Raw genomic sequence first — 24,981 nt, forward strand, 5'->3', positions numbered from 1 at the left:
TACATCCCCAGACCCGGACCACTCCAACAGCACCTGCTCGACCTCCTCGGCATCGACCCCACCNAACCCCCATGACCCGAAAACAAGATCACAGGGGCCGGTCGGCGCAGCAGAATCCGAAGTGCGAAACACGGGGCTAGCTGCCCTGGGCCTCGATCGAGACCTGTTCCCACTGCGCCCAGGTGTCCAGCCGCTGCTGGTAGACCGCCTTGACGATCTGGGTGGGCGGGGTACCGAACAGCACCCGCAGCGGCGGGTTCTCGGCGTTGACAATCTTCAGTAGGGCCGCGCCGGTCGCTGCTGGGTCACCGATCGCGGACCCGGCGTTGGCGCGCCGCTCGGCCATCGCCTTGCGCAGGTTGTCGTAGGCCGGCGACGGGGCCGAGTGCACCGCCGAGGACCCCGCCCAGTCGGTGCTGTAGCCGCCCGGCTCGACGAGGGTGACCTTGATCCCGAAGGCGGCGACCTCCTGGGCGAGGGACTCGCTGAGCCCCTCCAGCGCCCACTTCGACGCGTGGTAGGCGCCGAGGGACGGGAAGGCGGCGATCCCGCCGATCGTGGAGATCTGGATGATGTGCCCGCTGCCCTGCGACCGCAACTGCGGCAGCACCGCCTGGGTGACCCACAGGGCGCCGAAGAAGTTCGTCTCGAGCTGGTCGCGGATGTCGCTCTCGGTGAGTTCCTCGACCGCGCCGAAGTGGCCGTAGCCTGCGTTGTTCACGACGATGTCGAGCCGCCCGAAGTGGGCGATCGCCGCCTTGACCGCGGCGCCACGGCGGCCCGGTCGGTGACGTCCAGCGCGAGCGGCAGTACGGCGTCACCGTGGGTCTGAGCCAGGTCGGCCACCGCGTCGATCTTACGGGCGGTGGCGACCACCTGGTCGCCGGCCCGCACCGCGGACTCCACNAACACGCGGCCGAAGCCTCTGGACGCTCCGGTGACAAACCAGATCCTGCTCATGGTGTTCCCTTCCCGGGTGCTGAGTTTGTCGCGGCCAGCCCGGTCTGATGTCTCGGCGGTGGCCGCTGTTCGCAACACCGTACGCCGGAAACGTCACTCGATGACAGGTCGGTCACGGCGTACCATCGGCGGATGATGATGGAGTCGCCTCCCGGCCTGCGGGAACGCACCCGCCGTGCCGTGCGCTCCGAGCTCATGACCGTGGCGATGAGCCTGTTCGCCGAGCAGGGTTACGACGCGACCACGATCGACCAGATCNCCTCCGCCGCCGGACTGTCCAAGCGCAGCTTCTTCCGCTACTTCGCGTCGAAGGAAGAGGTGATCCTGGTCAACTTCGAGACGTTCGGCCGGGCGCTCGCCGACGCCGTCGGGCGACGCCCCCCGCAGGAGGGCGCATGGCTGGCGCTGCGCCGTGCCTTCGACCTCATCGAGGAGCGCAACCGCCTCGATCCGGGGCGCACGTTCGTCCTGCTGCGGATGCTGCACGAGACCCCGGCGCTCAAGGCCGCGCACCTGGAGAAGCAGTCCCGATGGCGGGAGCTGCTGGTCCCCGAGGTCATCGATCGCCTCGCCCGCGTGGCCGCCCCGGCCCGGTCCGAACCCTCGCTCGGGTCTGACCCGTCGGTCGGGTCTGATCCGTCGGTCGGGTCTGATCCGTCGGTCGGGTCCGATCTGCCGGTCGAGTCGGATTCGTCGGCGGGGTTCGATTCGTCGGCGAGGGCGGAGCCTCTGACTGGTTCACCCGGTGCCGATGAGCGGGCCGGTGGAGTCGGTGGGGTCGAGCGGCGTGCTGCCGCGGTCGTCGCGGCCGCCCTGGCCTGCCTCGACGCCGCCCAGAGTGCGTGGTGTGACGCCGGCGGCCGGGCGTCGCTCGCGGCGCTGCTCGACGAGGCGATGGGCGCGGTCGCGCCCTTGCGCGCATGACCTTGCGCGCATGAGCCGGGCGGGTGATCGCCACGTTCCGGCGGTCAGTCCGGCAGGACCTTCCCGCAGAGCTGCTTCTGTGTCACCTNGAAGGCGGTTGCCGCGGCGTTCGCCCGGACGAAGGCGTAGCAGGTCTGCTGCCGGCCGAAGTCGTCCCTGATGCTGATCGGCGCGATCAGCCCGCGGGCGTTGTAGTTCGAGACGTTGTGCAGGTTGCGGATGAAGGAGGCGCGGGTCGGGCAGGTGCCGGCGTCGGCCAGGCCACGCAGGAACAGGTCGGTCTCGATGTAGGAGCGCAGCGCGAACTCCTGGTCGGGCGAGCTGAGCTGGGGCGCGTACCGGTGCACGGCGTTGCGGTACTCCTCCAGCGGTGGGCCGCCGGCCTCGAACGGCAGGAAGTACAGCGGGATCGACACCCCGGCCATCACCGGGCCGAGCTGCCGCAACAGGCCGGTGTCATACCCGGTGAACGACAGGGTGGACTTCGGGGCCGCGCCGGCTGACCGCATGGCCCCCAGGATCTCGGCGAGGGAGCGGGCGTCGAGCAGNCTGAGCACGACGTCGGTCCCCTCGGCGGCGAGCCGGCGGCCGGTGGTGGCGGGGTCGTCGACACCCTCGGTGTAGGCGAGCCCGGTCGCCTCGACGCCGGCGGCCCGCATGCTCCGGATGACCTTGTCGCCGAAGCTCGCCACGGCGCCGGACAGCGGCTGGATGAGCATGACGGCCTTCGTGCCGCCGCTCTGCCTGACGTAGGTGCCGAACGTGTCGATCGCGGACTCCGCCGAAGAGACGAAGGAGAACATGTTCCGTTACTGCGCCCAGACCGATTCCGCGTCGAGGCCGGTGACGGGAACGCCCTGCTCGTTGAGGTACCTCGCGCTACCGGAGGCGGCCACCGACGATATGATCAACCCGAAGACCCCGGTGTTCTCGACGAGGTCGCGCGCCACCCGCCCGTTCGTGTCCGGGTTCGCCTCGTCGTCGCGCCATTCGTAGGTGATGCGGCGGCCGTTCACCCCGCCCTCGGCGTTCGCGAGTCCCAGCCGGGCGTCGACGCCCGCGCGGGCCGCGGCGAAAACTGCCGATCCGACCCCGGTGTCCGGATAGATGAAACCCAGCTTGATCTGGTCTTTCGAAACTCCGGGGGAGTTACAGGGACCGTCGGCGTCCGGTGGGCCCGCCGTCGAGCATCCGACGCCCGCCACCAGCAGGCCCATGATGGCGGCGGCCACGCCTAAGCGGCCCTTGCGGGATGAAGACACAGAGTCCCCTCAAGTCGATGGCCGCGCCGACTCTGGTGCTCGGCGATCGGGTGCGCGAGGTCGTTCCCCTGTCATGCCTCGCCGCATCGGGGCCGCCCGGCGAGTGGAGCGATCCGCGAGGCCGGAAGATCCGTCATGACATGGATAACTTAGTAAACCTCGATCGACCGTGCGGCAACAGTCGTCCTATGCCGGGCAGTCATGCCCCGACTGTCGGGATGCGAGCTCCAGCCGAGCCTCGCCGGGCAGGGAGTGGCCTCGATGCGCCTTCCTTGGGATGTGCGCCGCCCCGGGAGCGCGTTGACCGGGCCGGAGGGGTCGTCCCCGGTGTCGCTGGGACTCCGCGGGAGAGGGGGACGTGGACATAGTTATCTGTTATAACTAGGTGGTGGATGAGAGTGCTGAGCGCTTCGGTGTCCTGACGGACGCGGCCTTCGAGCGGTCGCGCAGGCGGATCGGGGTTCCGCAGCCCCTGCCGAACCCGCCGCACAACTACGAGGTGACCTGGGACGCCTCCCGGCACTTCGCCTACGGCTACGGGGACGACAACCCGCTGTACTGCGATCCGGACTACGGCAAGGGCACCCGGTNGGGGACGCTCATCGCGCCGCCGACCTTCCTGTACACGGTGGGTGAGGACGCGGCGCCCAGGCCCGACCCGGAGACGAAGGCGTTGCTCAAGGGCGATCCGTTCGCGGGCCTGGGTTCCTACCAGGCGGTGATGGAGTTCGAGTGGTGGCGGCCGTTCGCCCTCGGTGACCGGGCGCGTTGCCTGCGTACCCAGGTCGGGGTGGTGGCGAAGCCCAGCTCCTTCGGGGGGCGCACCGCGCACGTCACCCACGACTTCATCTTCGCCAACCAGCACGGCGAGCCCACCTGCCTGCAGCGCGGCACCTGGATCAACGCGGAGCGGCACACGTCGCGGGAGCGCAAGAAGGAGCACGATCTGCCGGAGCCGTACTCGGCGGAGCAGTTGGCGGAGATCGACGCCCTGTACGCGGCGGAGTCGCGGCGGGGTGGGCAGCCGCGGTATTTCGAGGACGTGGTGGTGGGGGAGGAGCTGCCGACGAAGGTGAAGGGTCCGTTGACGACGACGGATGTGGTGGTGTGGCACCTGGGCTGGGGAATGCAGCTCACTCCGCCGGGTGCGTTCCGGTTGGCCCACCGGGTGCGGGCGAAGGCCCCGGGGCTGTATCCGGCGAACGCCCTGAACATTCCGGACACGGTCCAGCGGTTGCACTGGGAACCGGCGCGGGCGCAGGAACTGGGGTTGCCGACGTCGTACGACTACGGCGCCATGCGGGAGACGTGGCTGTGTCATCTGCTGACGGACTGGATCGGCGACGAGGGCTGGCTGTGGAAGCTTTCGGTGCAGCACCGCCGGTTCAACTTCGTGGGGGACACGACCTGGTTGAAGGGGCGGGTGACGGACAAGCGGCAGGTGTCCGGGCCAGACGGGTCCGAGGCCCGCGGCGAGGGGGGGATCCGCGGCGAGGGGGGGATCCGCAACGAGGGGGGGATCCGCAACGAGGTCGAGATCGAGGTGTGGGCGGAGAACCAGCGGGGGGTGACGACGTCGCCGGCGAAGGCGGTGGTGCTGCTGCCGAGCCGGACGGGTGGCCAGGTCGTCCTGCCCACCCCGCCGGCCGACTCGGCCGAGGGCATCGTCCGCCACGAGATGGACCGCATCGCGGCGGAGGCGGCCGCNGAATCCTGACGTTCCCCGCACCGTGAGACGTCCCCGGCGGGCGAAGGCTGGTCCTTCGCCCGCCGGGGACGTTCGCCGTTTCGGGGCCGGTTGCCCCTGCCTCGCTCCGGTCCTGGGCCCCCGGGCGGGCGTGGCACAACGGATCACCGCTTGACCAGGTCGACCACCTAGTTTACAAAGATAGCGGTGTGCCGCACGTCTCACCGGTCGTCGACCGGATGCGTCGAGCCCCGACGTGCCGAAGGGCTGACCCGTCCCGCTCGGATCGTCGCGCCCCCCTGACCGAACCGGTAGGCCACCCGCACCCGGCGGTCCGTCCCGCGGCGTCGGGGTCGGCGCGTCAGGCCGCCCGGACCCACCTGCNCTCGATCACTTCGCGGCTGTGCCGACGGAGGGTGAGGGGAGACATCGCCCGCGATGACTCAACACATAGTCTTCCTGCTACTCGGNCTGGGGAGCGGAGCCGTCTTCGGGGCGCTCGCGCTCGGCCTGGTGGTCACGTATCGCAGTTCGGGTGTGGTCAACTTCGCCACCGGCGCCATCGCCCTGTACACCGCGTACACGTATGCGTTCCTGCGCAGGGGTGAACTGCTGCTGCCGATCCCCGGCTTACCGAAGACCGTCTCCGTCGGCTCCGACTGGGGCCTGTGGCCCGCCCTGGGCGTCTCGCTGGTCATCGCCGCGTTGCTCGGGGTCCTGCTCTACGTGCTGGTGTTTCGGTGGCTGCGCACCGCGCCGCCGGTCGCCAAGGCGGTCGCCTCGATCGGTCTGCTCATCGTCTTCCAGGCGCTGCTCGCCCAGCGGGTCGGCACGACGCCCGTGTCGGTGAAGCGGATCCTGCCCAGCGACAGCTACACGATCGGCGACCTGCGCATCCAGGGCGACAAGCTGTGGTTCGCCCTGACGATCGTCGTCCTCGCGCTCGCCCTCGCCGGCGTGTTCCGCTTCACCCGCTTCGGCCTGGCCACCCGGGCCGCCGCCGAGACGGAGAAGGGCGCGCTGGTCACCGGCCTGTCGCCGGACCGCATCGCGCTGGCGAACTGGGCCATCGGTGCGGTGGTCGCCGGCCTGTCCGGCATCCTGATCTCACCGATCGTGCCGCTCATCCCGGTCTCCTACACCCTGTTCATCGTGCCGGCGCTCGCCGCCGCCCTGGTCGCCGGCTTCAACTCCCTGGGCCTCGCCGTCGGCGCCGGCCTGCTCATCGGGATGGTGCAGTCCGAGCTGCAGTACCTGCAGTCCCAGCACTCCTGGCTGCCGCAGCAGGGCCTGGGCCAGCTCGTCCCGCTCGTCGTCATCCTGGCGTACCTGGTCCTGCGCGGCCGGCCGCTGCCGACGCGCGGCATGCTCATTCGCGCCAACCTCGGCCAGGCGCCCCGGCCGCGCCACCGGCTGCTGAACGTCGTCATCCCGGCCGTCGTCGCGGTCGTGCTGCTGGTCGTCACCTCGGGCTCGATGCGGGCCGCGGTCGTCACCTCGATGCTGCTCGGCATCGTCACGCTGTCGTTGGTGGTCGTCACCGGGTACGCCGGCCAGGTCTCGCTCGCGCAGCTCACCCTCGCCGGGGTCGGCGGCTTCCTCGTCAGCCGGATGACGACCGACTGGAACATTCCGTTCCCCGTCGCCCCGTTGCTCGCCGCGCTCGGTGCGATGATCATCGGGGTCGTCGTCGGCCTGCCCGCGCTGCGCATCCGCGGCCTTCCGGTCGCCGTGGTGACACTCGCCCTCGGGATGGCGGTCGAGTCGATCTGGTTCCGCAACCCGGACGTCAACNGCGGGACCGGCGGCGCGAAGGTCGCCGACCCGAAGCTGTGGGGGCTCAACCTGCGCATCGGCGCGGGCGAGAACTACCCCCGCATCCAGTTCGGCCTGCTCTGCCTGGTGGTCCTCATCCTCGTCGCGCTGGCCGTCGCGGAGCTGCGGCGCAGCCGCCTCGGCGCGGCCATGCTCGCCGTGCGCGCCAACGAGCGCTCGGCGGCGGCCGCCGGCATCGACGTCGCCCGGATCAAGATCGCCGCCTTCGCGATCGGGTCGTTCATCGCCGGCCTCGGCGGCGCGCTGATGGCCTACCAGCAGACCCTCGTGGACGCGGAGTCCTTCTCCGTCGTCGGTGGTCTGGCCCTGTTCGCCACCGCCTACCTCGCCGGGATCACCTCGGTCTCCGGCGGTCTGCTCGCCGGCGTCCTCGGCGCGGGCGGGCTGTTGTTCGTCGCGCTGGACAAGGCGGTCGATCTCGGTAGCTGGTACCAGGTCATCACGGGTCTGGCCCTGGTCCTGTCCGTGCTGCTCAACCCGGAGGGCGCCGTCGGCCCCGTCCACGCCTGGTGGTCAGGTCAGCGGGCGAAGCGGCTGCGCGCCGAGCCGCCGGTCCTGCCCACCGCCGACGCCATCCCGCCGACCATCCCCGCCGAGCCGGCCGCGGTCTCCGAGCCGGCCGCGGTCTCCGAGCCGGCCCCGGTCTCCGGGTCGGTGCCGGCTTCCGGGTCGGTGCCGGTCGCGGCCGATGCCGTCGCGGCGGCGGCGACCGCCGACGCCGAGCGGATCCTGCTCACCCTGCGCGGAGTCGGGGTGCAGTACGGCGGCGTGCGGGCCGTGCAGGACGTCAGCCTCGACTTCGGCCACGGCCAGGTCATCGGTCTGATCGGCCCCAACGGCGCGGGTAAGACCACCCTGATCGACGCGATCAGCGGCTTCATCACCGCCACCGGCGAGGTCGAGTTCGAGGGCTACCGGCTCGACGGGCTCAAGCCGCACCACCGGATCCGCCGGGGCCTGGGCCGCACCTTCCAGGGCATCGAGCTGTACGAGGACCTCTCGGTCGCCGAGAACGTCTCCGTCGGCGAGGCCGCGGCCCGCGGCGGCGGTGGCCGGCTACCCGCCGATCACGCCGACCATCTCGACCGGCTCTACCGCGCGTTGCAGCTCCACGAGGTCCGCGACCGCCCCGTCCGCGAGCTGTCGCAGGGTCACCGCCAGCTCGTCTCGATCGCCCGGGCGCTCGCCGGCCGGCCGCGGGTGCTCCTGCTCGACGAACCGGCCGGTGGCCTGGACAGCACCGAGAGTCTCTGGCTCGGCGAGCGGCTGCGGGAGGTGGCCCGCACCGGGGTGACGATCGTGCTCGTCGACCACGACATGAACCTCGTGCTCGGCGTCTGCGACCGGATCGTCGTGCTCGCCCTCGGCGCGGTGATCGCCAGCGGCTCGCCTGAGGAGATCAAGAACCATCCGGCGGTCACCGAGGCCTACCTCGGCAGCACCCCCGTCGCGTCGCAGCCCTCGGTGCCGGCCGGAGCGGTCGCCGGTTCCGTGGTCGCCGACCCCGCGGCGGCAACCCCCGCGGCAGCCGGAGCCCCCGTGACCGCCGATTCCGCCGACGCCGACGCCGACGCCNACGCCGGAGTGAACGCCGACGCCGAGGCCCAGGCCGGCACCGGCACCGGCACCACTGCTTCCACCACTGCTTCCACCACGGCGACTCCGCCCGGACCGTCCGCATCGCTGGAGAAGGAGAGCGTCGGTTGAGCGTCCTGCTGCAGACCCGCGGGCTGAACGCGGGATACGACCGGGTACCGGTGGTGCGCGGCTTCGATCTGACGCTGCGTGAGGGCGAGGTCGTCGCCCTGCTCGGGCCGAACGGCGCCGGCAAGACCACGGTCCTGCTGACGCTCGCCGGGCTGCTGCCCACGCTCGGCGGCGAGGTAGCCGTGCACGGGCAGGGCGTGAACCGGGCCAGCCCGCGGGCGCTGTCCAGGCTCGGCGTGGTGCTCGTGCCCGACGACCGGTCCCTGTTCACCACGTTGACTTCCCGGGAGAACCTCCAGCTCGGGCGGGTCAAGGGCGGGCTGAGCGTCGACGAGGTGCTGGACTACTTCCCGGCGCTGCGCAAGCGGCTCGATGTCCGGGCTGGGATGCTCTCCGGCGGGGAGCAGCAGATGCTCGCCATCGGGCGGGCGCTCGTGCAGCGCCCGCGCATCCTGCTGATCGACGAGCTCAGCATGGGTCTCGCCCCGGTGATCGTGCAGGAGCTCCTGCCGGTCGTGCGGGCGGTGGCCACGGACACGTCGGCGGCGGTGGTGCTCGTCGAGCAGCACGTGCACCTCGTCATGGGCATCGCCGACCACGCGATCGTGCTCGCCCACGGCGAGGAGGTGCTGTCCGGGCCGGCGGCCGAGCTGCGGGCGAAGCCCGAGCTGCTGGAACGGGCCTACCTCAGCGAGCGGCACGCCCCGCGGGAGACAGCCGCCTGAGCGTGGCGAATCGCCTTCGTCGCGTCCCCGGCCCCGGCCCGGCTTTCACCGTCCTGGCCGTTCGGCAACACATCTCGGCGTCTGCTGGCCCGTTNCGGCGCCTGCGGCCGTACCCACCGGAGAGCCGTCTCCGGGTGAAGGCCGCGCCCACGAACTCGGTTTGCTTGACGAACCGCGTGATCACTAACATAGTGCACTAAGTCATCTTAGGAATTCTTGTGGGGTCTGCGGTCGTCGCGCCGGCGAGGGGCACCCGGCGATCGGCCGGGCCGCCCGACCGGCGGGGATACCCCGCCATCTGCGGGACGGCCGGACGGTGAGAGGGAGGAACAGTGGGCGCGAGGAACGGGTACTGGCACGGCGGACGCCGCGGCGTGCGGGCGGGATCGGCGTTCTTGGTCCTCGGCCTGGCCTTACTTCCGGCGGCCTGCGGCAGCGGGAGCGGCGGCGGCGACGCGGGCAGCTCGTCCGGCCCCACCGCGTCGACCGCGACGCTCCCGCCGGGTACGAAGGCGGCGGGTGCGCCGGTGAAGATCGGTTTCATCACCGCGGAGGGCGGCAGCGCGGTGTCCCTGCCCGAGGTCCGCGAGGGCGCCCAGGCGGCCACCGCCTACGCCAACGACTACCTCGGCGGCATCGGCGGGCGGCCCATCCAGCTCGTCGTCTGCAAGTCGCAGGAGGACGCGGCCTCCGCCCGGACCTGCGCCAACGAGATGGTCGAGCAGAAGGTCACCGCGGTCGGCACCGGAACCACCGGCTTCGGCGACACCCTCGTGCCGATCATCGCCGGGGCGAAGATCCCGTATGTCACGGGCACCGCGACCGCCGGCTCCGAGTTCGCCACCGATGGCGTGTTCTCCTGGACCGGAGCCTTCCCCGCCACGCTGGGCACGATGGCGAGCTACGCGAAGGAGAAGGGCTACAAGCGGGTGGCGCTGTTCGTCACGGACGTGCCGGCCGCGATCACCGGGGCGAACGCCCTGGGCAAGCCGGTGTTCCAGAAGTCCGGCGTGGACCTGGACGTCATCTCCATCCCGCGGGGCACGGCCGACGCCACCTCCCAGGTGACCTCGGCGATCGGCAAGAAGCCGGACGCGCTCGCCCTCGTCGGCGACGCCACCCACTGCACCTCGGTGTTCAAGGCCTTCCAGGCCGTGGGTGCGACCCAGCCGAAGTTCGTGATCCAGCCGTGTGTGTCGAAGACCGTCGACGACGCGGCGCCGGGCCAACTCGACGGCTCGATCCTGTTCACCCCGTCGGACACCGACTCCGACGACACGGAGGCGAAGCTGTACCGCACGGTGATGGCCAGGTACACGCCGAAGACGCAGACCGACGGCTATGCGGTCACCGGCTACCAGACGGTCCTCGGCCTCGCACGGGCGCTCAAGGGCATCAGCGGCGACGTCACCCCGGCCTCGGTGACCTCCACCCTGAAGACGGCCAGGAACATCGCGATGCCCGCCGGTCACGGGCTGACGTTCTCCTGCGACGGCAGTGCCATCCCGAGCCTGAAAGCGCTGTGCTCGGCCAGCTCCGTCGAGGCGACCCTCAAGGGCACCAGGGCGACTGACGTCCGGACGGTCGACGCGGCGAGCCTGTTCGCCGCCGGCTAGGCAGATCCGTCATACCCGACGGTGCCATCCGGGCACCGACGACCGGGGCTCGGATCGGACGATGACGTCCGATCCGAGCCCTTTTTCAGGTTCCGGAGTGGTCGCGATCCGGCATGGAGGGAGTGCCGGAGCGGGCCGACGGATCGCGGCAGGGCCCGGAGGGAGCAGTGCCGGGCGGTGGCTGCGGTGGCCCGTCGGTGGTGGCGCCTGACAGCGCCGGTGCTGCTTGCGGCACTGTGGTGCCAGTGTTGCGGGTGTCGGTGTTGCGGGTGTCGGTGTTACGGGTGTTGGTGGTGTGGGTGTCGGTGGTGCGGTGCTGGGGCGGCGTCGGCGGTGGGAGTGAGCCGCCATGCCGACCCGATCGGCGTCCGTTCAGTCCAGTAGGCCGATCTGCCGGGCGGTGTGCACCGCCGCGGTCCGGTTCCGGACGCCCATCTTGCGCATGATGCTGCGCATGTAGGTCTTGACCGTCTCGGCCCGGATGGTGAGCTGCTCAGCCGCCTCGACGTTGGAGCACCCCGTGGCCACCAGAGTGAGCACCTCCATCTCACGCAGGGTGAGGCGGAAGGGCGGTGGCTTCGCCGGGCTCTGCACCACCGGCTCGCTGCGTAGCAGTGAGTAGATGCGCAGGATCTGGCGTCGCAGGTGGGGTGTCGTGAGCTGCGCGCTGAGCTCCAGCAGCTCGATCTGGGCCAGGCGAACCCGTTCCCGCTGGGTCCGCACGTCGGTCGGTTGGTTGTCGGCGGAGAACGGACCCGACGCTCGGTCGAAGCCGGCGGCGGTCATCGTCCGGTGCAGGCGCACCTGCACAGCGGACGAGTCCGAAACCACTGGGCCCATCGTGCTCCTCTCCCTGTCCACTCCGGTTTACCCGACCACTCCGGATGAGGATCACCGGCTCATCGCCGGCAGTCCGGCAGATTCATCCGAGGGTCGGGCAGGGGATCAGCCGTACACCACCTTTGTGGGTGGCCATGCATGGCCCGACCCCGGGTGAAGTGGCGCGCCGCCACACCAACTCCCTCCGGGCTCGGCATGCCTTCGCCGGCCCCACTGTCGGCTACATCGAAAAGGTTATCCCGCCGCCCGCCCATGCCGTCAATGCCGCCCGCTCCGATGTGCGAGAACTGACTCTCGTGGCGTCGGTGAGCCCCAATGAGGATCCTGATCCCCTCCCCCGAACGGGGGTCCGCCCGCTGCGGCTGATCGAGCCGCCGGTCGCACGTCCCATCGGTTTGCGGGGGGTACGGAAGGAGATTCATGGGGCCACCTGGACGGGCGGGTTGCCGGCGCGATGGCCGGCGACGAAAACTGCTCTGCCAGGTTATCCGATGAGCCCCCGTGTTTATTAGGCGGCCCGGGGGCGGTCGAGGTGGGCGGATGCACGGGAATCCGCCTGCTGCCACCCCTGGAATGGGTGGCACTGGCCGCAGTCCTGATCTTCGGGGAGATCCCCGAACTCCGCCATCCGGACCGCGGCGGTTACGGCGACATCTACTACGCGGCCGCGGTCCGCTCGGGTGCGTAGTTCGTAGCACATCCAGGTGTTCGATGCTCCCCACCCGGCCAACTTCAGCGTCCCCGACCGCCGATCAAGGCGGCCGGCAGGCGGATGCCCGGCCGGAGCCCGGCCGGCCGACAGCGCGACGAGCACGGCTGTCCGCCCGCCCGCCTCCTGCCCGGGCGGTCCGTGCTCGCCGCCGGTGGAGCGGGGGCCCGGTGGCCCCCGGCCTCGCGTTCGACCCGGCGGGCGGCTTGCCGAGCCCGCGGTCGACGTCGCCGGCCCGCCCTTCGCGGACGATTGCAGGATCGTTGCAGATGCCCTTTCGCCGGGCCTTCACCCCCGCCTTGCCTCGCGTGCGCAGATCAATGTTGCGGCCCGGCATCGCCGGATCCTCTCGGTTGTCGGCCAGCAGTGGGATCGACACCCGTCCACCGAGGTGGAGAATTTCCGTGTCGGCCGAAGTCGACGCCCATGCGGGCCGTCGAGATTCGCCCGCACGGTTCAGGACAGGGAGATGGTTCCTGAATTCGACCTGGGCCGTCAGCTCGGATATATTGCCGTCCTGAAACCGCGCAGAACGACGTACCGAAATCGGCGGAAAAAGGAGCACGGATTAGCTTTGCGTGACCGTCGACCGGTCGCCGACGACATCATCCGGGGCCGAGTTCATGGCCCGCCTCGGGTGGCGGGTTGGCACGGCCCGTGCATGTTTTCGTACTTGCCTCGTGGTTGGCTCACGTGTTTTTCTCGGATGATTCGCGAGGCCGATCGTCTCGAGTTTGTCCACCGCTGGAACCGCCGCTGTTCAGGAACCGGCAGATCGGCTGTTGAATGCGGGTCGCGGTGATGCGGTCAGGTTGCCCCCGGCCCCGGCCGGAAAAACGTCTCTCGCCGCCACGGCAGGCGGCTGCGCAGGTTCTCCGGGACGTCGGGACACGGGTTCAGAGCTGCGCGGGACGACCTGGCCCGTGCGTTGCCGCCGCAGGTCGACGACTTTCGCGGGTTCAGCGGCCCCCGGTCCGACGCCGGCTGGCGGGGCCGTGCCCGCAGGTGGATCGGCGAGGCGCACCAGGACCGGGCGGCTGGCCGGGAGCCGAGTTCAACGACGCCGACCCAACGCCGGCGGACCGGGAACACGACGGGCTCCGTTGCGCATCTTCGCTGGTCAGGGACATGGCAGGGGGGCCGCCGGGCCGGCGGCGGCGCGGCTGTCAACCGTGGTGGAGGGCTCGGCGCGGTCCCGCGGTGGTCCTGGGAACGCTCGCCGTGTCGGCACCCGTCGTCCGACGCCGTGTCTCGGACGTCCGTGCCGTCCAGAGAGGTCAGGTCGACCTTTCCGGCTGTCCTGGCGCCGCGCGCTCGTGGGAATCAACGGGGCCAGCCGGCGGCTCGTGTTCCGTCCTCCCCGTCCGGCAGTGGGATGTCCGTCGGTTCGCCGCCGGGTCGCGATGGTGTGCGCGGCGGCCTGATCAACCCGGCGGTGGCGCCCGCATTCNCCCCCCCGTCGTGGCGGGTCCCGCCGCTGCCCCCGGAGTTTGTCGCCGTGCTGGTCAGCGACCTTTCGACCATCATCTTCCGGGAGGTGGTCCGGCGGGTGTGGAGGTTCGATCCGGGGTCTGTCTGAGTGTCTGTCGCGTTCCGGGTGGGGCGACGTCGAGAATTCGGCGTCGAGTGGGGCGGAGATCGGTTCGACGGGTGGAATCGGCGCATGCGGCGATAGTGGGGCCCGCAATCCGGGGTGTTCCCGGGTCGGCGGTGCGACGCGTGGTGTCACTGGGTTGTCCCCTCCTTGTGATTGTGTGGTCACGTCGGTCGAGACACGGACGATGGTGGGCCCAGGGACGCGGACCNCATGATCGTCGGTCTTGTGTGCATCGCGGGAAGTGGGTGCCCGGCGTGACGCCGCGGCGCCGACGCGCGCTTTGTCCGGGGCATCGAATGGCCGGGTGATGGCCTCGATGACGCCGCCGATCCCGGTGGGCACGCACCATGAGCTCCGGCCTGAGGGGAGTTCGGCGCGCGGCCGGTTGTGGTGCGCGGGGGCGGTCCCGGGCTCGGGTCGGGGTGGCTCGGGAACGGTCCGGGTGGGCGGGGTGGACGGCGGAGTCGGCANGATCGACCGCGTTGCTCGGGTCGGCCGCTCGGGTCCCTGTGCGTCCGTGGCGCGGAGACGGCCTGGTGGGCTATCCTCGTGCACTAAGTTAGAGATGTCGGAGGGTGTGCTGCCCAACCCGGCTACGTCCTCGCCGTGCCGGCCGGGCCGGGTCGGGGGTCCTACGGCCACCCCGATGACGAGGAGGCAACGAGATGCCAGCCGAGGTACCCGCGCTGACGAGCGTCCTCGCCACGCTGGGTGATGATCACGTTCTCACCCTCACGCTCAACCGGCCCGACCGGCTCAACTCGTTCAACCAGGAGGTGCTGGACGACTTCCGGGCGATCTGGGACTTCGCCGCCGTCACCGACGACGTACATGTCGTCGTCCTGCGGGCGCAGGGCGAGCGCGCCTTCAGCACCGGCGTCGACGTGGTCGAGGGCTACGACCTCGCGAAGGAGCCCCTCAAGCAGGTGGACCCGGCCGCCTACCTCTCCCCGAAGTTCAACCAGTGCTGGAAGCCGCTCGTGTGCGCGGTGCACGGCATGGCCGCGGGTGGGGCGCTGTACTGGCTGAACGAGGCCGACATCATCATCGCCGGTGAGGACGCGACCTTCTTCGACCCGCACGTCACCTTCGGCATGACCGCGGCGTTGGAGCCGATCGGGCTGGCCCGCCGTATCCCGATCGGCGAGGTGCTGCGCATGGCGCTGCTCGGTAACGACGAACGGATGTCGGCCAGGCGTGCCCACGAGATCGGTTTCGTCAGCGAGGTCGTCCCCCGTGACCGGCTGTGGTCGCGGGCGCAGGACATCGCGGAGCGCATCGCCCGCCACCCGACCGTGGCGGTCCAGCAGACCGTGCGGGCGATCTGGGAGTCCCTGGACTCCACGCGGACGCAGGCCCTGCGCACCGGCCTGCTCTACGTGCAGGTCGCGACCCCACCGGGCACGTCACGCACCCAGCCGGCGACCCGCGGCGGGTATGAGGTGCGGTAATGGTCACGTCGCCAGGCGCGCCCGCCGCCCGGTCCGATCCGGCAGGTATCGTTTTGCGACCGGGCGCGCATCACGGGTTACCGGGGCCGCAATCACCTCAAAGCTAACTAGGTTTACTCTGTAGTAGCATGGACGCGGAGCCGTGATCCCGCGGCCCTGACCGGGATCGCGGCGGTGGTTCGCAGCGTCCGACATTCCATGCAACGCGAGGAGTCGATCCCATGGCCGCGCCGGTCTTCTCTCTGCCGGAGGGTCGGTCCGGGGCGGACGTGCGGTCCCCGAAGACAGCCGAGCTGCTCACCCGCAGGCTCCGGCGGATGATCGTCACCGGGGAACTGCGCGACGGCGACTATCTCCCCCGCGAGGCCGAACTCATGGCCCACTTCGGGGTCTCCCGCCCGACGCTGCGCGAGGCCGTGCGGGTGCTGGAGGCCGAGTCCCTCGTCGAGGTCCGCCGCGGCTCCCGCACCGGCGCCCGCATCCGGGTACCGGGCCCCGAGATGGTCGCCCGCCCGGCCGGGCTACTGCTCGCCGTCGCGGGCACCACCCTCGGTGAGGTGCTCATCGCGCGCCTCGGGATCGAACCGCTGGCCGCGTGGCTGGTCGCCGACCGGGGTTCCGACGACGCGATCGAGGCGCTCGTCGCGGCGCTCGACGAACTGACCGCCAAGCTGGCCCAGGACGTGAGCGGTGCCGCTGTCGGGGCGGGCTTCGCCCGGTTCCACGAGGTCGTCGTCGAGCAGTCCGGCAACCGCGCGCTCGTGGTCACGGCCGGCATGATCCAGGAGATTCTCGCGCGGCACATGGCGACCGCGACGAGGACGCACTACGAGTCCGAGCCGGACGAGGTGCAGTTGCAGTACCGCCGGGCGGTCCGGGCCTACGAGAAGCTGATCAGCCTGGTCCGGGCCGGCGAGGCGGACGAGGCGGAGCGGTTCTGGCGGCGCCACCTGATCTCCGCCAACGAGTCGCTGCTGCGCGGGTTCGACGCGGCCGGCGTCATCGACATCCTCGAGTAGCCCCGCGCGCAGCGGGGCCCATCCCCGGTCCCGCCGGCGCGAGCGCCCTGGCCGGGCGGGCCGATCGGATGCGGAGCCCAAAGTGTGCCCAGCGGTGCGCCGGGGGAGGATTACCCGGGCGGGCCGGAGCATCGGTTTCCCGGCCCGCCCAACGCGCGGCCGTGGGCCGGGCGTCGATGCGCGGGGAGGGCGGCGCAAAGGTGGGACTGCGGGCAGGTCGCGCGGTCCGTGCGCTGCGGGGCCGCGGGCCGGGACGGAGCCGGTCGACGGGCCCGTCTTACCAGGCCGCGGGGCCGTCACCGGCAGGCGTGGGCGGCGCCGGAGCCGGACGCACCGCCCCGGCCGGCCGGGCGGCGGTACGTCCCACGGCCGAAGTCGCCGATCTGTCGCTGACCCTGGCCGGCGCCGAGATCGGGGTGTGGAGCTGGGAGCCGGCCAGCGGTCAGCTCGTCTGCGACGAACAGGCGGCCGCGCTGTGCGGTCTGGCCCCAGACGAGTTCGACGGGACCATCGACGCCGCCCTCGCCATGGTCCACCCGGAGGACCTGGCGGGCGTGCGCACGACCCTGTCGGACGCCGCCCGCACCGCCGGCGCCGTCCTGGAGGAGTATCGGATCCTGCGTCCGGACGGCTCGATCCGCTGGGTCCAGGCCCGTGGGGCCATGGTGCGGGACGAGACGGACGGCGCGGCGCGGATGGTCGGGCTGGTCGGCGACGTCAGCTCGGTGCAGGCGGATCGCGACGGCGCGGGCCCCGGGTCCACCACACTCTGGCGCGCCGCCCGCCTGCTCGACCTCACCCACGCGATCGGGCAGGCCCTGACCGTCGACGAGCTCGGCGACGTGGTCGTGCAGACCGCCGCCGCCGACCTCGGGATCGTGTTCGCGGCGGTCATGCTGCACGGCGACGACGGCGAGCCGTACCGCAGCATCGTGCACCCGGCGACCTCGCCGGTCCTCGCGATGTGGCAGGCCCTTCCGATCCGCGGGCCGGCCGCCGCCGCCGACGTCGTGCGCGACCGGCGGCCCCGCTACCACCCCAGCCGGGCCGAGTACCTCGCCGACTACCCGGACCGGGACCAGACGGTGCGGGTCCTCGGGCTGAACGCCTGTGCCCACCTGCCGCTGGTCGTCTCCGGTCGGCTCATCGGCGTCCTCGTGCTCGTCTGGGACGTGCCCCGCGACTTCGACCCGAGCGATCAGGCGTTCCTGCAGACCCTCGCCGGGATCTGCGCCCACGCCTTCGAGCGGGCCCGGCTGTACGAGCGCCAGACGACGCTGGTCACCGTCCTGCAACGGGCGATCCTGCCGCAGCGGCTGCCCGATCCGGCCGGAGTGCGACTCAGCGCCCGGTACCTGCCGGCGAGCCGGGACGTCGGCATCGGCGGCGACTGGTACGACGCCATCGTGTTGCCGGACGGCGCGCTCATGGTCGTCGTCGGGGACGTCGGCGGCCACGGCCTCGGCGCGATCGCGATCATGGCGGAGCTTCACCAGGCCACCCGGGCGTACGCGCTGCAGGGCCGGAGCCCGGCGGAGATCACCACCCAGCTCGCCGCGAACCTCGCCNGCGANGGCGACGAGACGCTGGCCACCGCCGTCGTCGCCCATCTCACCCCGGGCGAGCGGCGGTTGACCTGGTCCAGCGCGGGACACCCGCCGCCGCTGCTGATCGCCGGGTCGTCCACGCGCTACCTCGAACAGGTACACGGCCCGATTCTCGGCGCGGCGCCAGGCCACCGGTACGGACAGAGCGAGCTGCCGCTGCCGCCCGGCTGCCGGCTGCTGCTCTACAGCGACGGGCTGGTGGAACGGCGGGGGGCGTCCCTGTCGCTGGGCCTCGACGCGTTCGCCGCCGCCGCGAGCGCCGGGACCGCACCCGGCCCCGACCCGGCCGGTGGGCCCGGGCCCGGCGGTGGGCTGGAGAACCTGTGCGACGGGATCCTCGCCGAGATCACCGCTCCCTCCGGGCGCGACGACGACGTCTGCCTGCTCNCCATCGGCCTGGACTGACACCCGCTCGCCCAGCCGGTCGGCGCTGGCCCGTCACAGGGAGTGGCCCGCCTGGGTCGGGCGCGTCAGGGCCAGGCGCGTCAGGGAGCGGGCGCGTCAGGAGTGGGCGACGACCCGGCCGGTCATCGACTCGGGCAGGATGCGCACCCAGTGCGGGTGCTCGATGCGGTCCGCCCACGGGGCGAGCCCGGTCTTCTCCAGCCTGGCCAGGGTCTGCTGATCGGTGACCGCCACCGCCCTGCCGTTGATCAGAACGCTCCAGCCCGCGCGGGCCACCGGGTCATGGCCGTCGACCTCGAATCCGACGGCGTCCTCCTCGAGCGCCGCGGCCAGCTTGGAACCGGTGGCCGTGCGGAACGCGATGGCGTCCCCGTCCAGCACGTAGTTCACCGGCAGGACGAGGATCTCCCCGTCCGCGCGGAAGGCGACCCGGCCCACCTGCTCGCCGGCGAGCAGCCACAGGCAGGTGGCCGCGGGCAGGACACCACCCCCGGCATGGTCGAGGGTGACGGTGGTCTTGTCACTGGCGCTGGCGGTGAAACCTGGCGCGCCCACACTCGTCGATGTCATCGTGTGTTCCCCTCGTCCGCTGGTGGGCGTCCGGACCGACGGGGCGCCCGGACCGCTTCGGCGATGCCCGGTTCGACGGTAGATCGGTGCGCATCGGGAGATCAGGGCCGATCGTCGTCCGCCCGCCGGGCCCTCCGGCACGGCCGTGCCCGTCCGGTTGGTGCGGTGCCGGTGCCGGTGCCGTGCGCGGTGCCGGTCCTGTGCACGGTGTCCGTCCTGTGCGCGGTGTCCGTCCAGCGCCCGGTGTCGGTCCAGCGCCCGGTGGTCAGCGCCGTGCCCGGCGCCGACATCCCAGTCCTACCCGGGCAGGCGGGGGATGCGCACGGTCGACCGGGGCGGATCCGTGGTCGCGCGGTGCGGTCAGCAGGTCCGCAGCAGCCGATCCAGCACGCGGGTGCCGAACTCCAGGGCCGCGACGGGGACCCGTTCGTCGACCCCGTGGAACAGGGCGCTGAAGTCCAGCTCCGGCGGCAGGCGCAGCGGCGTGAATCCGAGGTGGCGGATCCCCAGCCGCTGAAACGACTTCGCGTCCGTCCCCGCGGCCAGCAGGTAGGGCAGGACGCGCGCGCCCGGGTCCTCCGCTTCGATCGCCNCTTCGATCGCCGCCACCAGGGCGCCGTCGAAGCTCGTCCCGACCGGCGGCAGGGTGTCCCATTCGGCCAGCACCCGCGGGCCGAGCACCTCGACCAGCTCGCGGCCGAACGCCTCCTCCCGCCCGGGCAGAAACCGGCCGTCCACGGTGGCGCGGGCCGTGGCGGGCACGACGTTCGACCGGTACCCGGCGTCGAACAGGGTCACGTTCGCCGTGTCCCGCAGCGCCGCTCCGACCAGGCGCGCCAGCGGGCCGAGGCGGTCGACGGCGGCCTGCGGATCGGCCTCGTCGAACGGGGCCCCGGTGATGTCCGCGATGCCGGTGAGCAGCGCCCGGATCGGATCGGTGAGCACCAGCGGGAAGCGGTGGGCGTCGAGGCGGGCGACGGCCGCTGCCAGAGCCGCGATCGCGTTGTCGTCGTGCAGCATCGAGCCGTGCCCGCCGCGGCCGCGGGCCGCCAGCCGCAGCCACATGCTGCCCTTCTCTGCCGTCTGGACCAGGTAGGCGCGCACGTCCTCGCCGGTGGTGGTGGAGCCGGGGGTGGTGGAGCCGAGGGTGACGGAGAAGCCGCCGACCTCGCCGATCGCCTCGGTGGCGCCCTCGAACAGATCGGGACGGTTGTCCACCAGCCAGCGAGCCCCGTACCAGCCGCCGGCCTCCTCGTCGGCGACGAACGCGAAGATCAGATCGCGCGGCGGGGTGACCCCCTCCCGGCGCAGGCGGCGTGCCACCGCCAACATGATCGCCACCGCGCCCTTCATGTCGACGGCGCCGCGCCCCCACACGTAGCCGTCGCGCACCTCGCCGGAGAACGGGTGGACCGTCCAGTCGGCCGCGTCCGCCGGGACGACGTCGAGGTGACCGTGCAGGAGCAGGGCGCCCCGCGACGGGTCGGCGCCGGTCAGCCGCGCGACGACGTTGCCGCGCCCGGGTGCGCCGGACTCCACGTAGGTGACGTCGTAGCCGACGTCGGCCAGCCGGCCGGCCACGTACTCGGCCGCGGGCCGCTCGGTGCCCCGGGCATGCGGGTCGCCGTGGTTGCTGGTGTCGAAGGCGATGAGGTCGCTGGCCATCGCCACCGCCTCGCCGGCGGCGACCCGCTGACCGGCCGATGTGTCGGCACCGCTCATACCGCCGGCTCGTCCGCGCCGGCGCCCGGGCGCGCGGCGAGCGGCCCGTCGGCCTGGGCGGGCACAGGCACGGGCACGCCGCCCGGGACCCGGGCGGCGCGGAAGGTCACGGTGCGCCGCTGCCGGAAGCCGAGGGTCTCGTAGAGACGGATCGCGTTCGTGTTCGTCGCGGCGGCGTGCAGGAAGGGGATCTCACCGCGGGCGCGGATCCCGGCGGCGACCGCCCGCACGAGCCGGGACGCCAGCCCCGTCCCCTGATGATCCGGATCGGTGCAGACGGCACTGATCTCGGTCCAGCCCGGTGGGTGCAGCCGCTCCCCGGCCATGGCGACCAGCGCCCCGCCGCGGCGGATGCCGAGGTAGGTGCCCAGCGCGATGGTGCGGGGCAGGAACGGGCCCGGGCGCGTGCGGGCCACCAGGTCGAGCATCTCCGCGACGTCCGCCGGACCGAGGCGTACCGCGTCGTCGTCGTCGACCGCATCGATCCCGGCGTCGATCATCTGGACCCCCGGGCCGAAGCCGACCTCCTCCCACCCAGGCGGCACGGCCGCGTCGACGCCGGTGAACGGCACCAGGGCGCCCGGACCGAGCAACGCCGCCAGGTCCCGCCAGGTGTTCTCGTCCGGCTCGTCCGGCAGGGCGATGAACGGGCAGACGTCCGCCGGATAGCGCAGCACCTCCCCACGCCGCTCGGCGAGGTGCGCGTGCGGGCCGAGCAGGGCCGAGCGGGCGGGGTTGTCCAGGACATGCCGGGTCGTCACCCGGCGACCTCGATCACGATCTTGCCGCGGGCGTGACCGGTCTCCACCGCCCGCAGGGCCGCGTCCGCCCGGTCCAGCGGGTAGACGTCGCTGACCTGGGGGTCCAGCACCCCGGCCGCGACGAGGCCGGCGACGGCGTCGAGCACGTCCGCGTTGCGGGCCCGCTGCACGGCCACCCCGCCGAGGCGGGTGACCGTCGCCGTGTCCGCGGCCGTGACCAGGCGCGGCGGGGCGTCGGCGGCGGAGGCCGGCGGGGTGAGCACCCCGGCGATCTCCTCGAGCGCCGCACCGCCGACGAGGTCGTAGACCGCGTCGACGCCCTGCGGCGCGACCGTGCGGACCCGGTCGACGACGCCCGGGCCCGGCTCGACCCAGGCGACCCCGAGGGACTCGACGAGGTCCTTCTTCCCGGCGCTCGCCGTGCCGACGACGGTGAGCCCGGCGTGCCGGGCGATCTGCGCGGCGGCCACGCCCACCCCACCGCCGACGCCGGTGATCAGCAGGGTCGCGCCCGGCGGCAGCGCGAACTGGTGCACGCCGTCATAGGCGGTCGCCGCCGCGACCGGCAGGGCGGCCGCGTCGCGGAAGCTCACCGCGGCCGGCTTGTGCGTGGCCAGCGCGGCCGCGAGCAGGGTGTACTCGGCGTAGGCGCCGCCGACCGTGATCCCGAGGACCTCGTCGCCCACCGCGAATCCCGCCACCTGCGGGCCGACGCCGGTGACCACGCCGGCCGCCTCCAGCCCCAGCACGACGGGGAACACCGGGTCGGGCAGGCCGGGTATCGAGTAGCCGTCGCGCAGCTTCCAGTCCGCGGGGTTGACGCCCACCGCGCGCACCGCGATCGCGAGCTGACCCGGGCCGGGCTCGGGCGCCGGCAGATCGGTGAACGTCTCCACCTCGGGGCCGCCGTTCGCGGTATAGACGTATGCCTTCGGCACCGCAGTCCATCCCTTCGTCACTGGTCGACGTCAACGGACCGCCGCACAGTCCTGGCCAACGGTCCTGTCCAACGATCCCGCTTCAACGGTTCGCTTCAACAACGGCCGGCGCCGTGGCCTTCCGCATCGTCAGCCGGGGCGCCGGACCCGTCACCGCGCCGCCCGGTTCGGCCCCGATCGCCCCGGGACGCCTCAGCCGTGGCGGCGGGCCCACTCCGCGGCCAGCAGCTCGTAGGAACGCACCCGGTCGGCGTGCCGGTGGGTGATCGTGGTGACNGCCAGCTCGTCCGCGCCGGTCGCCGCCGCGAGCTGTTCGAGCCGGTCGGCGACGGTCGACGGGGAGCCGACGAGCTGGGTGGCGACCCGGTCGGCGACCAGCTCCCGATCGTCGTCGCTCCACGTGTGCGCGGCGGCCTGCTCGGGAGTGGGGAACGGGATCGCGCCCGCGCCGCTGCGGATGCTGCGGACCCACAGCCCGTAGCCGGCGGCCAGCCGGGCCGCGCTGGCGTCGTCCTCACCGACGACGACGTCGGCGGACACCGAGACGTACGGGGCGGCGAGATCCGTCGACGGCTCGAACGCCGCCCGGTACGCCTCGACCGCGTCGAGCACCGTGCTGGGGCTGTGATGGTAGGACGCCGCGAAGCGCAGCCCCCGCGAACCCGCCACGGACGCGCTCGACCCTCCGGACGCCCCGAGGATCCACACCTCCAGCGCCGCGCCGGCCCCGGGCCAGGCGCTGGCCGTCTGGCCGTCCGCGGTGTGGTAGGTGTCGCGCAGCAGGGCGAGGACGTCGTCGACCTGGTCGGCGTACTCCGGGGTGTAGGCGCCCGGCTGCTGCAGCAGCGACAGGGTCACCCCCAGCCGGGGGGAGCCGAGCAGCCGGCTGAAGTCGAACCGGCGGGGGATCAGCAGGCCGTTGGCGGCCCGCTGCTCGGTGCTGTGGTCGACCCCGCCGAGGCTGGCCTGGTAGGCGGCCGCCGCGGCCGTGACGAGGGCCGGGGCCGGGGTGGGTGTTGCTGCGCCGTCCCCGGGTCCGCCGTCTCCGGTTCCGCCGTCCGCGCCGGCCGGGGACGAGCCGTTGCGGGGCGCGCCGTTCGTCGGTGCCGGCCGGCCCGGTGAGCGGCCGATGCCGAGGTCCAGGCGGCCGGGGTGCAGCGCGTCGATCAGCCCGAACTCCTCGACGACGGACAGCGGGGTGCGATGCCCGCTCTGCACGCCGGCCGAGCCGAGCCGGATCGTCGACGTCGCCCCGGCCACCAGCGCGATCGCCACCGCGGGGGACACGCCGAGCAGGCCGGGGTTGAGGTGATGCTCGGCGAACCAGTACCGCCGATAACCGAACTCCTCCGCCTGCCGGGCCAGGTCGACGGTGTTGCGTAGCGCGTCGTTCGGGGTGTCACCGGCGCTGACCGGAACGAGATCGAGGACGGCCAACGGGATGTCTGCCATGTCTGGCCTTTCGGTCGAGGCGGGTGGGGCTGGTGCCGGCGCCGGGCCGCTCCCGCGGTGGGCCCCCGCCCGAGCCGTGGGCATCGTCCCGACAGCCGTCCGGGTGGGTTCCGCGCGGTGGTGTGGGATGCCGGCCGGAGACCGGTGCGGCCCTGGCGATCCGGGCGGTCCAGTCGGCGGCCGCCGATCCGGCGGGTCCCGCGCTGTCGGGCCCTGGCCGATCGTGTCGCGGGGCTCCCCGGCCGGCGGCCTGGACCCGCGGGACGGTCCGGAGCGGTCGGATGAGGCGGTGCGGCGCGGCGGAGCGGACCGTGACCGAGGCTGCGGCCGCGATGCGGCGCAGGCGGACCGCGGGATCGGACCGGTCAGGGAGCGGGACAGCGACTGCTGGACGAACGGCGCAGATCGATCACGAGCCNCCGGGTGANCCGCCACCGGGCGGACCGGCTGCGCGGCAGGCCCCACCGTGCGCTCGCGGGACGCCGATCGGGTGCCGGCGGCATCGCACCACTCCCTCGACTCGGGCCTGCGTTCGACCCGGGCCACGAAGCCGGTTCGTGCGCGGGCCGCTGGGGAACGTGGCCAAGCCGCCACGGGCACGCCGACGACCGGCCGGCCGTGACCGCGAACCATGCAGTCCGGCGAGGCGTCCCCCGGGCCCGGCGCAGCGGCCTGACCAGGGTCAAGCTAATCGCGAAAGTCGACTATGTCCATAGGCCCGCTGGAGTCCGGCGGACCACGGGGTGCGTGGGCCNACTGGGTTCAGTCACCGNGCCGAGCCGAGCCGGGTGGCGACGGCGGTGCCCGTGGTCGCCTCGAGACGAGTGGTTCCGAACCCCGGCCGGACGTCGCGGATGTGATGTTCCTGCCCGGTGGACCGTGCCGCCCGCGGGGATGGAAAGATCCGGTTGTGCGGGCGACGCGCGCCGGGGCGTGGACGCCGCAGCCACGTGTCGGGGAGCAGAGAGGCGGGGCGGACGTGCAGGCAGACGCGGGGACGAGCGGACGCGCGCGATCGGTCGACCTGCGGGAGGACATCCCGCACTCGGCCCGGATGTACGACTACTACCTCGGCGGCAAGGACAACTACGCGGCGGACCGGGAGGCGGCCGAGCAGGCGCTGGCGGTCTTTCCCCACCTGCGCACCTACGCCAGCCAGAACCGGGCCTTCCTGCACCGGGCCGTGCGGTACN

At 72.5% G+C, this 24,981-nt stretch carries 12 protein-coding genes and 12 pseudogenes; 14 read left to right on the plus strand and 10 right to left on the minus strand.

The window, feature by feature from the left end; genetic code table 11:
* Positions 1–136 precede the first annotated feature (136 nt).
* Positions 137–906: pseudogene (locus FF86_RS24570) on the minus strand (SDR family NAD(P)-dependent oxidoreductase); the annotation flags it as partial.
* A 261-nt stretch (positions 907–1,167) separates the two neighbouring features.
* Here FF86_RS24570 and FF86_RS68185 point away from each other — a divergent pair.
* On the plus strand, positions 1,168–1,218 hold a 51-nt coding region (locus FF86_RS68185), incomplete at its 3' end, for a hypothetical protein (protein WP_396230065.1).
* A 1-nt stretch (position 1,219) separates the two neighbouring features.
* Positions 1,220–1,884 (plus strand): annotated as a pseudogene (locus tag FF86_RS68190) (TetR/AcrR family transcriptional regulator); the annotation flags it as partial.
* A gap of 89 nt (positions 1,885–1,973) precedes the next feature.
* Here FF86_RS68190 and FF86_RS57040 read toward each other — a convergent pair.
* Both FF86_RS57040 and FF86_RS57045 read right to left on the minus strand, forming a co-directional pair.
* Positions 1,974–2,432, minus strand: a pseudogene (locus FF86_RS57040) (ABC transporter substrate-binding protein); the annotation flags it as partial.
* 1 nt (position 2,433) lies between these two features.
* Positions 2,434–3,101, minus strand: a pseudogene (locus tag FF86_RS57045) (ABC transporter substrate-binding protein); the annotation flags it as partial.
* A gap of 430 nt (positions 3,102–3,531) precedes the next feature.
* On the opposite strand from FF86_RS57045, the pseudogene FF86_RS63095 reads away from it, so the two are divergent.
* The 6 genes and pseudogenes from FF86_RS63095 to FF86_RS24600 all read left to right on the plus strand — a co-directional run.
* Positions 3,532–3,736 (plus strand): annotated as a pseudogene (locus FF86_RS63095) (acyl dehydratase); the annotation flags it as partial.
* 1 nt (position 3,737) lies between these two features.
* Positions 3,738–4,853 (plus strand): annotated as a pseudogene (locus FF86_RS24585) (acyl dehydratase); the annotation flags it as partial.
* Between the two features lie 451 nt (positions 4,854–5,304).
* Positions 5,305–6,627, plus strand: a pseudogene (locus tag FF86_RS57055) (ABC transporter); the annotation flags it as partial.
* 1 nt (position 6,628) lies between these two features.
* Positions 6,629–8,244, plus strand: a pseudogene (locus tag FF86_RS57060) (branched-chain amino acid ABC transporter ATP-binding protein/permease); the annotation flags it as partial.
* 128 nt (positions 8,245–8,372) lie between these two features.
* Positions 8,373–9,101: an ABC transporter ATP-binding protein gene (locus tag FF86_RS24595; RefSeq protein ID WP_044887465.1), complete on the plus strand. Its 729-nt coding sequence runs from the start codon at positions 8,373–8,375 to the stop codon at positions 9,099–9,101.
* A 332-nt stretch (positions 9,102–9,433) separates the two neighbouring features.
* Positions 9,434–10,717, plus strand: a complete 1,284-nt coding sequence (locus tag FF86_RS24600; protein ID WP_095212334.1) for an ABC transporter substrate-binding protein — start codon at positions 9,434–9,436, stop codon at positions 10,715–10,717.
* A 372-nt stretch (positions 10,718–11,089) separates the two neighbouring features.
* Here the strand turns inward: FF86_RS24600 and FF86_RS24605 are convergent, their stop codons facing one another.
* Positions 11,090–11,557 carry a LuxR C-terminal-related transcriptional regulator gene (locus FF86_RS24605; protein ID WP_044887463.1) on the minus strand — a complete coding sequence of 156 codons (468 nt, stop codon included), beginning with the start codon at positions 11,555–11,557 and terminating at the stop codon, positions 11,090–11,092.
* Between the two features lie 532 nt (positions 11,558–12,089).
* Between FF86_RS24605 and FF86_RS34340 the strand changes: the two genes are divergently transcribed.
* From FF86_RS34340 to FF86_RS57065, 5 genes and pseudogenes are all read left to right on the plus strand, one after another.
* Positions 12,090–12,245, plus strand: coding sequence for a hypothetical protein (locus FF86_RS34340; RefSeq protein ID WP_157866981.1), 156 nt, complete (start codon positions 12,090–12,092; stop codon positions 12,243–12,245).
* A gap of 2,283 nt (positions 12,246–14,528) precedes the next feature.
* A complete protein-coding gene (locus FF86_RS24610) occupies positions 14,529–15,314 on the plus strand; it encodes an enoyl-CoA hydratase/isomerase family protein (protein ID WP_095212335.1) in 786 nt (261 codons plus the stop codon).
* Positions 15,315–15,535: 221 nt separating this feature from the next.
* Positions 15,536–16,333, plus strand: a complete 798-nt coding sequence (locus FF86_RS24615; protein WP_044887462.1) for a FadR/GntR family transcriptional regulator — start codon at positions 15,536–15,538, stop codon at positions 16,331–16,333.
* Positions 16,334–16,641: 308 nt separating this feature from the next.
* Positions 16,642–17,901, plus strand: a 1,260-nt coding sequence (locus FF86_RS24620) for a PAS domain-containing protein (RefSeq protein WP_242419480.1), incomplete at its 3' end; no start/stop codon positions are given.
* 6 nt (positions 17,902–17,907) lie between these two features.
* Positions 17,908–18,327 (plus strand): annotated as a pseudogene (locus FF86_RS57065) (PP2C family protein-serine/threonine phosphatase); the annotation flags it as partial.
* A gap of 114 nt (positions 18,328–18,441) precedes the next feature.
* On the opposite strand, the gene FF86_RS24625 reads toward FF86_RS57065, so the two are convergent.
* The 6 genes and pseudogenes from FF86_RS24625 to FF86_RS24650 all read right to left on the minus strand — a co-directional run.
* Entirely contained in the window at positions 18,442–18,915 is a 474-nt protein-coding gene (locus tag FF86_RS24625) for a pyridoxamine 5'-phosphate oxidase family protein (protein ID WP_044887460.1), read from the minus strand.
* A 360-nt stretch (positions 18,916–19,275) separates the two neighbouring features.
* Positions 19,276–19,507 (minus strand): annotated as a pseudogene (locus FF86_RS57070) (hypothetical protein); the annotation flags it as partial.
* 1 nt (position 19,508) lies between these two features.
* Positions 19,509–20,637, minus strand: a pseudogene (locus FF86_RS24635) (M20/M25/M40 family metallo-hydrolase); the annotation flags it as partial.
* Positions 20,634–21,398, minus strand: coding sequence for a GNAT family N-acetyltransferase (locus FF86_RS24640; RefSeq protein WP_055406142.1), 765 nt, complete (start codon positions 21,396–21,398; stop codon positions 20,634–20,636). The gene FF86_RS24640 and the pseudogene FF86_RS24635, both read right to left, overlap by 4 nt.
* Complete coding sequence (locus FF86_RS24645; protein ID WP_044887456.1) at positions 21,395–22,336, minus strand: NADP-dependent oxidoreductase; 942 nt, start codon at positions 22,334–22,336, stop codon at positions 21,395–21,397. Before FF86_RS24645 ends, FF86_RS24640 begins: the two co-directional genes overlap by 4 nt.
* 277 nt (positions 22,337–22,613) lie before the next feature.
* A pseudogene (locus FF86_RS24650) lies at positions 22,614–23,788 on the minus strand (LLM class flavin-dependent oxidoreductase); the annotation flags it as partial.
* A 979-nt stretch (positions 23,789–24,767) separates the two neighbouring features.
* Here FF86_RS24650 and FF86_RS57075 point away from each other — a divergent pair.
* On the plus strand, positions 24,768–24,980 hold a 213-nt coding region (locus FF86_RS57075), incomplete at its 3' end, for an SAM-dependent methyltransferase (protein ID WP_242419499.1).
* Position 24,981 lies beyond the last annotated feature (1 nt).

Source organism: Frankia sp. CpI1-P, assembly GCF_001421075.1.
In the GTDB taxonomy this organism is placed as follows: Bacteria; Actinomycetota; Actinomycetes; order Frankiales; family Frankiaceae; genus Frankia; species Frankia torreyi.